Origin of the sequence: Flavobacterium sp., assembly GCF_035760125.1 — a bacterium.
Taxonomy (GTDB): Bacteria; Bacteroidota; Bacteroidia; order Flavobacteriales; family Flavobacteriaceae; genus Flavobacterium.
In genome coordinates this window covers 17,829-28,443 of the sequence record NZ_DASTTN010000560.1, presented here as the reverse complement: position 1 = coordinate 28,443, position 10,615 = coordinate 17,829, and the positions used below count along the sequence as shown (strand labels likewise).

The following is a 10,615-nucleotide window of genomic DNA, read 5'->3' as shown; positions in this document are numbered from 1 at the left end:
GAAGTGGCGGTTCCACGTCCGATGACTTTTTCGTATCGATCGCTGCTTCCTTTGTAATAAACCAAAACGGAATATTCATTTTCAGTTTGATAAAAATTTCCATCGATAGCATGCTCCTGATCGATAATTCCTTTGCTATTTACTGTTAGATATTGATAGTTTGTGAATCCTTGTTTGATTAAAATAGCTTTTTCATAAAGACCATTTTTGGAATTAAAATCCATTTTGTTTTCTGGGGTCAAGCTGTAATTATTGAACATCCCAACAATATAGATAGAAGAACTTGGATTGGCCAAAGGGGATGAAAGACTGAAGTAAACCCAAGAATAATCTGCCTCAATAGTGTTGTTTTCACCGTCTAGTTTTCGGATTGAAAAATTTCCGTTAAGGTCTGAATAGTTTGTATATGGAAAATTGGCTTTGTCATTATTGGTATACAAATGAGTATTGTAAATGTCGTTGTCTGAGTTGACAAAACTCACGTAGTTATTGGCGTTTTTGAGATCTTTGGAATCAAAATTCAAAAATTCGTTTCCTGCCCAAAATTGTGTTTCCTGATCGTATTTATAAACAAAATTATTGCTGACAGTATATTGTGGGGCAACATTTTTTATGGCAGTACTGAATTTCCCGTTTTGAAGTAAAAGCACTTTAAGATTTTGCATTGGGTTCTGAAACATTATTTGATCTCCCGTTTTGATTTCAAAATCTAAATTATGTTTTGTATAAATGTTTTTGACTGTTCGGGCTTTTCTAATTTTTAAAGGAACTGTTACCAAGTCTTCATACAAAATGAAATATCTTTTCATGACCACTTCTTTGTCTGAATTTAAAATAGTGAGCACATAATTACCACTTAAGAGTATTTTAGTGTAATTATTAGGAAGGGATAATTTATAATGGGTAAAAATCTGTAATGTATTGAAAGAGTTAACGGTTTCTTGAATTTTTTGACCGTCAAAACCAGATAAGTATTCACTTTTTGGAATGTCTGTAGGAACCCAATTGTAATCACAGTGTTTGATTTCGTAATAGTAGTCGGCTTCGTTGCCAAATAAGTCATCAAATTGAAAATCAAATTGTTCTCCCAATCTAAATATAGGAACTACGTTTTGACTATTCTGAACAAAAGATACCGTTTTGATGTTATAAGGAGGTGCTATTTCAGTCTCAACTTGGGCAGTAAGAGTTAGGGAAAAGAATGAAAGAAGTAAAACGGCTATTGATTTCATTATTGATTTTCGTTCATGAGTTGTAAATGTACAAATTAACGAAAATTAATTAGAGCAAACGTATGAGTTTAAAATCAACCGCAGATTCGCAGATTTATTTTTTTAAAATTTAAGTTTTATAATTTTATAGAAATAAATTTGCTTTGTCATTTCGAATTGCTCGTGTGTGCTAATTTTGCTAAAAGTGATTTTTTATTAAAATCTGCAAATCTGCGATAAAAAATTTATACGTTTATCTTGGCAAACTATTCAAGTATAAAATCCAAATTCTCCTCAATCTCAGCGCTTATGTAATTTTCGTCCAAAAGAGAATCAGACAATAGTTTTTTGCTTTCCTGCAAACGGATAATTTTTTCTTCGACAGTGTTTTTGGCAATAAACCGAATTACATTTACTTTGTTCAATTGTCCAATTCTATGTGCACGGCCAATTCCTTGTTTTTCTGAAAAAGGATTCCACCAAGGATCCAGAAAAACTACATAAGAGGCTTTGGTAATGTTAAGGCCAACACCTCCGGCTTTCAGGGAGATGAAAAACAACAAAGGTTTTTCTTGTGCTTGGAAACGATTGACTTGGTATTCCCTTTCTTTCAAAGGGGTTTCTCCTGTAAGTTCGCAAAAATCTATTTTGTTTTCCTTGCACCAAGTTTTATAAAATTCCAAATTGGACACAAACGAACTGAAAACAATTGTTTTTTGGTTGGATTGTATTAAAGTTTCCAAATATCGGGTAACGGCAATATACTTCCCCGAATCCATTTCCGATTTGGAGTCAATCATTTTTGGATGATTACTCAACTGTCTCAAGCGCATCAACGTGTTGATGATATTGATTTTATCTACTCCAGAGCCATCAGTTTTTAATAACGAGTTTCTGGCTTTAGATTTTTCCTCTTCGTATAATTTTTCCTGTTCGGGTTCCATTTCGCAATAGAAAATCTGTTCGGAGAGTTCTGGCAAATCTTTTAAAACCTGTTCTTTGGTACGTCGCAGAATAAAAGGGCTGATGAGGTTTTTCAACTCCTGTAAACTGCTCTCGTCTTGTTTTTTCTCGATTGGGAATCTATAATTTTCGGAAAAGAAAGAATAACTTCCTAATATATTTGGATTGATAAACTGCATTTGTGACCATAAATCATCGAGTGAATTTTCAATTGGGGTTCCGCTCAGCGATATTTTAGAACTGGCTTTTACTTGATTGATGGCCTTAAAAATTTTGGAGTTTTTGTTTTTGATGTATTGACTTTCGTCCAAAATCAAGTACCTGAAATTGTATTTTTCCAAAATCGAAATGTCTCTCGAAACGATCGCATAACTGGTGAAAATCAGGTCGTATTTTTCCAGTTTTTTTGAAAGTATTTTTCTGTCGTTGCCAATGTATTGTACTCTGCGGAAATGCGGTGTGAATTTTCGGGCTTCATTATACCAGTTGAAAACCAAAGAAGACGGCAATACAATCAATGCTTTTAGGTATTCTTTTGGCATCAGAATTTCGTTTCCAAATAAATCGAGTTGAACGTTTTCGGCTTTTTCAAAATCCAATTGTTCTTGTACGGCAACGAGTGTAGTCAAGGTTTGGAGTGTTTTACCCAATCCCATATCATCGGCCAAGCAAGCTCCCAGACCGTTGTTGTAATGTTCCAAAAGCCATTTGACGCCTTCAATTTGATAGGGTCTCAATGTCGCTTTTACCAACGGTGAGGATTGGTATTCTATGTCCGCTTTAAAATTAACGGAATCTTTCAGCTCGGGAATGTTTTCAAGTACAGCGAAATTGCTTTTTAGCAAAGTAAGATTTCCATTTTGAACTTTTGCCAATTTTGCCATTGGGCCATAAAGGGTCATCCATTCAATCGGAATCAAAAAGTAGTTTCCATTAGGTAAAAGAAAGAGTCGGTTTCGGTTTTTTATGTTCTCAATTATTTCACTGAAACTAAATTCAAATGATTCGCAAACCACTATCATTTTGATGTCAAACCAATCGCTTTTGATTTCATTCGAGAATTGAAGGCTTACTTTGTGGGGGTCAATTTTCTTGCTGTCGATTTTTAAATCTTTAACTGAAAAACCATTAGATTCGAGAATTTCCTGATTCTCTATCACCCATTGAATGGTTGCGAATGGGTCTTGTTTTTTTTCCTTTTGCGAAAGCTCAAACAAGCTGTTTTCAGTTTTTGATAAGCCGAGTTCCAGCAATTTGTTTTCAAATGATGCCTCTTCGGCTGTTCTTTTATATTGAATCACTTTGATTTCATCCAAATTACGAATATCAATTTCAGAATGGATTTTCTTAGTCTTGCTATTGTCAAAACTAAAGCCGTTATAGTCGAATAAAAGGTTTAGAAAATAAGTGTTCTTAAAAAAGTCATGAGCTAGCTGAAGTGAACAAGAAGCGATTTTGTCTTTTTGTTCGACTGCAAATCCGGTGGCTTTTATATCTGCTTTTTTTGCCACATCCTTAATGAATTTTTCAAAGTATTCAGAAACCAATTTTGAAGGAATTTCAATGGTTTTGTTTTTCAAAAAGGGTGTGATTTTTTTAGTATTGATCTCTTTTAGGAGATACAATTTATGGTGGGCAACTAACCATCCAGGTTCATCCAAAAGTAGCGTTACAGCTGTGTTTGAAGGATGAAATAGTGTTGTCTCATCTTTTAAGAGTAATGTATAGGAAATTCCGTTTTCGTGTTTGTCAAATTCAAGACTAGTTTCCAATGTTGGATTCTTAGTTGCAATTCGACTAATGCGAAAATCTTTTTCTTTTCCTAGATTCAGCGAGAGCGGAAAATCTTCTTGAGAAACTAAAGTGTAAAACTGATCTAGATTAGTTTTTATGAATTGCCGAATTCCAAATTCAAGTTTGCTGTCTTTAAGTAAATCCTCAATGTTTTTGGACGATTTACTGTTTTTGCTGAATTTTTTAAAAATTGTTTCTGGTTTAAGCGCTTCACAAAGAGATAAAACTTTTTTAGTGTTTGTGTCTAAATTTTCAATAATCACACCAAAACTTTGAAGAACTTCGGGACTCGCTTTCTTGTCTAAATAAGTTATAACTTCAGAATGTCCTACAATATAAGCAGTGGGAATATGCGTGTTTAGTTTTTGCTCAAAACTAATATCAAAGCAAAACTGAAAAGAATTTTTAGTCTCCAAAAGCAAAAGGGTATTTGATTGTTGTTAGATTCTTTAAAAGACAAATTCCACAAATTTGCACATGTTGATTTGTGTAAATTTGTGGAATTTATATGATTTTTAACTTATTGTAAAATAATTATTTAAAACAAACAGGAATAATTTCACCTTTTGCCAAACAATATTTTTCTACCAATTCGGGAGCTATTTTATTCGTGTAATCTTCCTCAACAACGGTAAAACCAATGCTTCTTAGTTTGTCAAAATAATCACGGCCATAAATACGTACGTGGTCGTATTGACCAAATATTTTGGCACGCTCCTTTTGGTCAGTAATCGTGTCATCAGCAAAAGTTACGGCTCTAGATAAATCTTGTGGAATTTGCAAAATAGCCATTCCGCCCGGTTTTAAAACACGATAAAGTTCCTGCATGGCTTTGGTGTCATCCGGAATGTGTTCCAATACGTGATTGCAAAGAATGACATCATACTGATTGTCTTCAAAAGGCAAATTGCAAATGTCTGCCTTTACATCTGCCAAAGGCGAAAATAAATCAGTTGTAGTATAATCCAGGTTTTTTTGTTTGCGGAACAGTTTGTAAAAAGCCTGTTCTGGCGCAAAATGCAATACTTTCTTGGGTGCGGTAAAAAAATCGGTTTGCTCGTTTAGGTATAACCAAAGCAAACGGTGTCTCTCCAGCGAGAGTGTACTTGGCGAAAGCACATTGTTGCGTTGCGTTTCGTAACCGTAAGGTAAGAACGATTTGAAACTTTTTCCGTCAATTGGATCGGTATAAGTATCTCCTTTTAATGTAAAAGCAATAAAAGGACGTGCTACATAACTCAATCTAATTAATATAGGACGAGGAATGGTGTTGAGTATAAGTTTAAAGGCTTTTTTCATTATAGGACTAGTGGGATTTTTCTAAATTCATCTTCTTCATTGCTCACGATTCCCAATTCTTTGTAGATATAAGCAAACGTCGATAAAATCTCAGGTTTCCCGTCAATAATGGCTACGTCGTGTTCAAAATGGGCACTTGGTTTTCCATCAGCAGTTGTGATTGTCCATCCGTCTTTGTGTTGTTTGATGTTTTTGGTTCCCAAATTAATCATCGGCTCAATAGCTACAACCATTCCTTCTATGAAAAGTTTACCACGACCTCTTTTTCCGTAGTTTGGCATCTCTGGATCTTCGTGCATTTTTTGTCCTACACCGTGACCAACCAGTTCTCGAACCACACCATAACCATGTGCTTCAGTATATTTTTGAATTGCATTCCCAACATCTTCAACTCGGTTTCCAACTCGCAATTCACGGATTCCAACGTATAGAGATTCTTTGGTAACTTGAAGTAATTTTTTTGTTTCGGGTGCAACCTCACCAATTTCAAAAGAGTAGGCGTGGTCTCCGTGAAATCCATTTTTGAAAGCGCCACAGTCAACCGAAATCACATCACCGCTTTCCAATGGTTTGTTGTTCGGGATTCCGTGTACCACTTGTGAATTTGGACTCATACACAAAGAATTTGGGAATCCGTAAAGTCCTAGAAAACTAGGTACTGCACCATGATCCCTGATGAATTCTTCTGCTCTTTTGTCCAGATATAATGTTGTAACACCTTCTTTTATTTCGGAAGCTATCATTCCTAACGTTTTTGATACGATCAATGCACTTTCGCGCATCAATTCTATTTCCTCACGGGTTTTTTGAATAATCATATTTTCAAATTTTCAGTTTGCAAAAATACACTTTTAAAATTATTTCTTTTGTGTTGACTTGGTTTTAATTTTTATACTTAATAGCAAGGATAAGTGAATTTTGCAATTAATTTTTTAAAGTATAGTTTTTTAAATGCTTAAATTAGCTAATAAATCAATTTGTTAACTATGGATGCATTTCTAGAACAGGAAAACAGCAAGAAAGAGCAAGATTTGGATAGAATGAAAAGAAATGCATTGATCCTTTTGGGATTTGCTGTAGTTCTTTTTGTGGTTGCTAATGTATACAGGATTGATTGGTTGAAAGCTTTGAGTGAAGCGGCTATGGTGGGTGGTATTGCTGATTGGTTTGCTGTCGTAGCCCTGTTCAGGCATCCACTTGGGATTCCAATACCGCACACGGCTTTGATTCCCAGTAATAAAGATAAAATTGGAGAGAATCTAGGGAATTTTGTTTCGGATGAGTTTTTGACAAGAGAGAAATTAGAAGTCAAAATTGAACAATTTAATGTAGCTGTAAAAGCTTCAGATTGGTTGATTGACGAGAAAAATGCGAATCTTGTGGCTAATTTAATTGCAGAAAATGTGATTCCAGGTGCTTTGAAAACAATCGATGATGAGGAAGTAAAGCATTTTATACAAACACAATTTAGTGATAAATTGAGTAAAGTGAATTTCGGGGAATGGATTGCTCTTGGTTTGGAATCATTGGCGAAAAGTGAAAAGCAAGAGGAATTGGTGACCAATGTTCTGAAAACGCTTATTGTTGAATTGAATAACAATAAACATCTGATTGAAGAAAAGGTGAAGAGTTCGACCCCGTTTTTGTCTTTTGGTTTGGTTGATAAAAAAATAACTGAAGGTATTTTTAATGGATTGTATGATTTTCTGGAACAAGCCAGTTTTGAGGATAGTGCTATTCGTAAAAGAATAAATGACTATGTAATGCGTTTTGTAACAGAGCTGAAAGAATCTCCGGAAATGCAGCAAAAGGTCAATGATTTAGTTCTTGGTTTTGCTAACAAAAAAGAAGTACAAGATTATATTAATGGTATTTGGCTGGAAATTAAAACGGCTATCACCAATGATTTGGCTCAAAAAGAGAAATCAACTATAAAAAAAGGCATCGCCAATATGATTCAGGGTTTTGGAAAAGGAATACAAAACGATCAGTCGATGATAGATAAGATTAATAATTTTATCAAGAATGATTTGTTGTCAGTTCTTATTAATAATAAAAAAATGATTGTCGATTTGATATCTTCCACCGTGAAAAGTTGGGATACAGATGAGGTTTCCAAAAAGTTAGAATTGGAAATAGGAAGCGATCTTCAATATATAAGGATTAATGGAACTCTTGTGGGAGGTTTAGTGGGGCTCCTGATTTATGCAGTCGAATGTGTGTTGCAAAGTTTTATAATGTAAAATTTTAGAATAAAAAAAACCTCAAATTTTCATTTGAGGTTTTTGGAGCGAAAGACGAGGCTCGAACTCGCGACAACCAGCTTGGAAGGCTGGAGCTCTACCAACTGAGCTACTTTCGCATTACTGAGGTGCAAAGATAAATAATAAAAACAGTTATTTGCAAATTTTTTTTTGAAAAATAAATAGACATTTCTCATTCCTGTTTACAACCGTTTTAAAATTAAAATGTTATACTTTTATTTTTTTTAAATGACCATGCAAAACATCGAAAAAATTACTGATTTAGAGACCTATTCCGTAAGACATGCTGTTCTTCGAAAAGGAAAATCAATTGAAACTTGTCAATTTGAAGGTGATGATTTACCTTCTACACATCATTTTGGGTATTTTGTAAATAATGAGTTAGTAGGAATTATATCTATTTTTAAAAATAATAACAGCATCTTTGCAGCCAATAATCAATATCAAATTCGAGGAATGGCCGTTTTGGAATCACATCAAAAAAAAGGAATCGGAGAATTACTGGTTAAGTATTGTGAGGCTTACTGTAAAAAACTGCAGTCCGATTTAATTTGGTTTAATGCAAGAACAGCTGCTGTCGGCTTTTATGAAAAATTAGGCTATACCAAGGTTGGAGCAGCTTTTGAAATAAAAGATGTTGGTGAGCATTATTTAATGGCAAAAAGCATAAGTAATGAATAAGTTTTATTTGTTTATTGTCTTTGCAGTTTTAATAAGTTGCAAAAAAGAGCCTATTTTAAATTTAGACTCTTTTACAAAATCTGATCCTACTGATAAAGAAGGAGAAGTTATTGAAATTGACACTGTATTAATTACTCCTTTTAAAAGCAAATCACTTATGGATTTTTATAAATCCAGAGACAATCAAACCGTATGGCAATCTGAAAAAAATAGAAAAATCATTCTTGAAACCATAAAGAGATGTGAAGTCGAAGGGTTGAATCCGTCAGATTATAATATTTCTAAATTAGAAGACCTCGAAAAAAACTTCAATGATTTAGACGAAGAAGAACAGGTGAATTATGATTTGTTACTTACTTATAATTTTGAAAAATATCTCACACATCTTCATAGCGGGAAACTTGATCCAAGAAAATTATACAATAATTGGGACTTGAATATTGATGAATTGGACACAAAATCTATTCTGAATAATGCTTTGGAAAAAGACTCACTTATTTGCATAACAGAAAAATGCCAACCAAAAGCGTTGACTTATATGAAGTTAATAAAAGCTTTGGAGCTCATTAACGAATATCCGGAAGACAAGACACAACCGATAGACACTACGGACGTAGTAAGACACAATCATGCTAATCGCGCAATAATCAATATCAAAAAGAAATTACTCTATTGGAAAGATTTAGACAGTGAAGATAGCATTACTTCCATGTATGATGATAAAACGTTTGAAGCGGTCAAGAAATTTCAAACTCGACATGGTTTGATTTCGGATGGTGTAATTGGTAAAAGTACGATAAAAGCGCTTAATTTTTCCAAGGAAGAGAGAAAGCATCAAATAATAGTTAATCTGGAGCGTTGGAGATGGTTTTCGAAATCATTTGCTCAAAATTATGTCCTAATTAATATTCCTAATTACAGTTTAAATGTTGTTGAAAACCAAAACGCAACTATGAGTAAGCGTATTGTTGTGGGGAAAAATAAAAGAAGAACACCAGTGTTAACATCAGTTTTGCAAACGGTTGTTTTTAATCCTACCTGGACTGTTCCTCCAACTATATTGAAAGAGGATATGATTCCTGAATTAATCAAAGACAGGAACTATCTGAAGAACAAAGGAATTGGAATCTACGATTCTGATACCAACGAAGTTGACCCGAAAAAATGGGATGAAAATCGACCTAGAGGATATCGTTATATCCAAAAGCCGGGCTATTATAATGCTCTGGGAGTTGTTAAAATTAATTTTCCCAACAGGTATAGTGTGTATTTACATGATACAAATCATCGTGATTTGTTTGAGCGAAATTACCGTTCATTAAGTTCAGGTTGCGTGCGTATTGAAGAACCTTTAGAATTGGTTGAACTTTTATTGGATAACCCAGAAAAATATTCAAGAGAAAAAATGGACTCTATCATTGCGACCAAAAAAACTCTTTTTATAGTTATAACAAAGCGCTATGCAATTTACCAATGGTACTGGACGGCATGGAGTGAAAATAATGAATTGATTTTTAGAGATGACATCTACAATCTGGATGCCGATTTATATACCCAATTACGAAACTAATTTGAATTGTTTCAAATTATTGATGGAAGGATGATAGATATATAAACAAGATTGTCCTTTTATCATTGTAATAATTTCTGAAGCGAATTCAAGTGGAACAGCAGGGCATCCTTGACTTCTTCCTAATCGCTTGTGGTCTTTTATAAAGGATTCTGAAACATAATCGGCGCCATGAATCACAACAGCTCTTTTGCGTGCATAATCATTTAGACCTTTTTCTAAACCATCTAGTTTTAGTGAAATACCGTGTTTTCCATTATAAACTTCTCCTGTGGCATAAAAGCCTAAGCTACTTTTGAAAGATTCTGGCGTGTTGGAAAAATTATTTGCAAATTCCTCGCCTGTATTTCTTCCGTGAGCAACTAAGGATTGAAAAAGTACCTCGTTGGTTGACAGGTCAATAATCCAAAGACGCTTAGCATTCGATGATAAACTAAAATCAACCAAGGTTAGTATATCTCTTTTGATTAATCCTTTTTCTTTTAATTCATAAAACCCTTTCAATGCTTCGGCAAAACATTCTTCTTTGGGTAATTGAAATTGATTGACTTGTAATGAATTGTAAGCTAATTGAATCTTACTGTCAATACTTGATATTACATTAGGAGTGTTTTTTTTATTTGTAGCTATTTTATTAATATTTGTGGTATTGCCTTTAAAGGACAAAGACAAAAATAGGTAGAATGTGGAGATAAAAATCTTATAAAGCATTGTGTTTCATTTTGTTGTAAAATAATTTGGGGATTACAAATATACAAACAATTACAACTTAGCAAAATAAAAATGCATTTTGACAGTTAATTTTAACTTTTTATCGATTTTTTTTACAGAAA

8 protein-coding genes and 1 tRNA gene are annotated in these 10,615 nt (G+C 33.7%); 3 read left to right on the top strand and 6 right to left on the bottom strand.

All coding sequences use genetic code 11. The features are described from left to right. From VFS71_RS20090 to map, 4 genes are all read right to left on the bottom strand, one after another. On the bottom strand, nt 1-1,232 hold a 1,232-nt coding region (locus VFS71_RS20090; protein WP_326403499.1), incomplete at its 3' end, for a DUF5103 domain-containing protein. A 245-nt stretch (nt 1,233-1,477) separates the two neighbouring features. After that, entirely contained in the window at nt 1,478-4,384 is a 2,907-nt protein-coding gene (locus tag VFS71_RS20085; protein WP_326403497.1) for a DEAD/DEAH box helicase, read from the bottom strand. A gap of 118 nt (nt 4,385-4,502) precedes the next feature. Then, nucleotides 4,503-5,267: a class I SAM-dependent methyltransferase gene (locus VFS71_RS20080; protein ID WP_326403496.1), complete on the bottom strand. Its 765-nt coding sequence runs from the start codon at nt 5,265-5,267 to the stop codon at nt 4,503-4,505. Further along, nucleotides 5,267-6,085 carry a type I methionyl aminopeptidase gene (gene map / locus VFS71_RS20075; RefSeq protein WP_326403494.1) on the bottom strand — a complete coding sequence of 273 codons (819 nt, stop codon included), beginning with the start codon at nt 6,083-6,085 and terminating at the stop codon, nt 5,267-5,269. Before map ends, VFS71_RS20080 begins: the two co-directional genes overlap by 1 nt. A 168-nt stretch (nt 6,086-6,253) precedes the next feature. Here map and VFS71_RS20070 point away from each other — a divergent pair, with 168 nt between their 5' ends. Continuing rightward, nucleotides 6,254-7,510, top strand: a complete 1,257-nt coding sequence (locus tag VFS71_RS20070; RefSeq protein ID WP_326403492.1) for a DUF445 domain-containing protein — start codon at nt 6,254-6,256, stop codon at nt 7,508-7,510. A 43-nt stretch (nt 7,511-7,553) separates the two neighbouring features. Here VFS71_RS20070 and VFS71_RS20065 read toward each other — a convergent pair. Beyond that, nucleotides 7,554-7,629, bottom strand: a tRNA-Gly gene (locus VFS71_RS20065). 136 nt (nt 7,630-7,765) lie between these two features. Here VFS71_RS20065 and VFS71_RS20060 point away from each other — a divergent pair. After that, nucleotides 7,766-8,212: a GNAT family N-acetyltransferase gene (locus VFS71_RS20060; protein ID WP_326403490.1), complete on the top strand. Its 447-nt coding sequence runs from the start codon at nt 7,766-7,768 to the stop codon at nt 8,210-8,212. Further along, the gene (locus VFS71_RS20055) at nt 8,205-9,782 is read left to right on the top strand and encodes a L,D-transpeptidase family protein (RefSeq protein ID WP_326403488.1); all 1,578 of its coding nucleotides are present in this window, start codon (nt 8,205-8,207) and stop codon (nt 9,780-9,782) included. Before VFS71_RS20060 ends, VFS71_RS20055 begins: the two co-directional genes overlap by 8 nt. Here VFS71_RS20055 and VFS71_RS20050 read toward each other — a convergent pair. Next, nucleotides 9,771-10,493 (bottom strand): murein L,D-transpeptidase catalytic domain family protein, encoded by a 723-nt coding sequence (locus VFS71_RS20050; RefSeq protein ID WP_326403486.1) that lies wholly within the window; start codon nt 10,491-10,493, stop codon nt 9,771-9,773. The two genes, VFS71_RS20055 and VFS71_RS20050, sit on opposite strands and share 12 nt — an antisense overlap. Nucleotides 10,494-10,615: the final 122 nt, after the last annotated feature.

Excerpts from the sequence above, each read along its gene's own strand:
- VFS71_RS20080 (WP_326403496.1), bottom strand. The coding sequence starts at position 5,267 with ATGAAAAAAGCCTTTAAACTTATACTCAACACCATTCCTCGTCCTATA.
- map (WP_326403494.1), bottom strand. The coding sequence starts at position 6,085 with ATGATTATTCAAAAAACCCGTGAGGAAATAGAATTGATGCGCGAAAGT.
- VFS71_RS20070 (WP_326403492.1), top strand. The coding sequence starts at position 6,254 with ATGGATGCATTTCTAGAACAGGAAAACAGCAAGAAAGAGCAAGATTTG.
- VFS71_RS20060 (WP_326403490.1), top strand. The coding sequence starts at position 7,766 with ATGCAAAACATCGAAAAAATTACTGATTTAGAGACCTATTCCGTAAGA.
- VFS71_RS20055 (WP_326403488.1), top strand. The coding sequence starts at position 8,205 with ATGAATAAGTTTTATTTGTTTATTGTCTTTGCAGTTTTAATAAGTTGC.
- VFS71_RS20050 (WP_326403486.1), bottom strand. The coding sequence starts at position 10,493 with ATGCTTTATAAGATTTTTATCTCCACATTCTACCTATTTTTGTCTTTG.